We start from the raw sequence: 1,055 nt of genomic DNA on the forward strand, positions 1-1,055 counted from the left end.
GTGGTGCGGGGTGGGTCAGGCGGAGGCGGCGCTGGAGGCGGAGGCGCCTGACGGGATGCCGAAGGCGGGGTCCGGGACGGCCTCCGGGCTGAGCAGGCGGGAGGGCTCGCCGTCGGGACCGACCGGGACGTCGCCGTCGACGGTGACGCGGCGCAGGGTGCGCTCGTGGTCGTCGGAGTCGTCCACGCCGTAGTGCTGGGTGGCGCGGTTGTCCCAGATCGCGACGTCGCCCGCCTGCCACTGCCAGCGGACGGTGTTCTCGGGGCTCTCGATGTGCGACTGGAAGAGGTCCTGGAGGACGCGGGAGTCGCGGCCGGTGAGGCCGGTGATCCGCTGGACGAAGTTGCCGAGCAGCAGGGTGCGTTCGCCGGTCTCGGGGTGGACGCGGACCACCGGGTGCTCGGTGAGGAACTTGGTGGAGGTGAACACCTCGCGGTACTGGGCCAGGGCCTCGGGGAGGGCGTCGGGCTTGAGGGCGGCGTAGTCGTACTCGTTGGAGTGGACGGCGCGCAGGCCGTCGGCGAGGGCGCGGAGCGGCTCGGGGAGGTGGGAGTAGGCGGTGGCCGTGTTGGCCCAGAGGGTGTTGCCGCCGTACGGGGGGATGGTGACGGCGCGGAGGATGGAGAAGGCGGGGTAGGCGGGGACGAAGGTGACGTCGGTGTGCCACTGGTTGGCGCGGGCGCCGTGGTGGGAGTCGATGCCGAGGGCGTAACGACCGTCCGCGGAGGGGACGGTGGGGTGCGCGACCGGCGCGCCGAGCAACTGCGCGAAGGCCTCGTGGCCGGCCTCGTCGAGGTGGTCCTGGCCGCGGAAGAAGACGACCTTGTGCGCGAGGAGGGCGGCGCGGATCTCGGCGACGGCGGCTCCGGGCAGATCGCCGCCGAGTCGTACGCCGCCGATCTCGGCGCCGATGCGCCCGCCGATCTTGGTGACGGTGACGGCGGGGGTGGGAAGGGTCGTGGCCATCGGAGCTCCCTGCTGAGGACTGGCTGCGGGCAGGTTCGTATCCGCAGCGGAGGAAACGGAGTGCGCGAAGCGGTGTGCGCGGTGCGGTG

1 protein-coding gene is annotated in these 1,055 nt (G+C 73.0%); it reads right to left on the reverse strand.

Going from position 1 to position 1,055, the window contains the following annotated elements:
* Window positions 1–15: 15 nt before the first annotated feature.
* Window positions 16–966, reverse strand: coding sequence for a TauD/TfdA family dioxygenase (locus PV721_RS43520; RefSeq protein ID WP_319734430.1), 951 nt, complete (start codon window positions 964–966; stop codon window positions 16–18).
* Window positions 967–1,055: the final 89 nt, after the last annotated feature.

Origin of the sequence: Streptomyces sp. MB09-01, assembly GCF_033794505.1 — a bacterium.
Lineage (GTDB): Bacteria > Actinomycetota > Actinomycetes > Streptomycetales > Streptomycetaceae > Streptomyces.

Bases quoted from the DNA above. Each gene is read 5' to 3' on its own strand.
- PV721_RS43520 (WP_319734430.1), bottom strand. From the start codon at position 966: ATGGCCACGACCCTTCCCACCCCCGCCGTCACCGTCACCAAGATCGGC.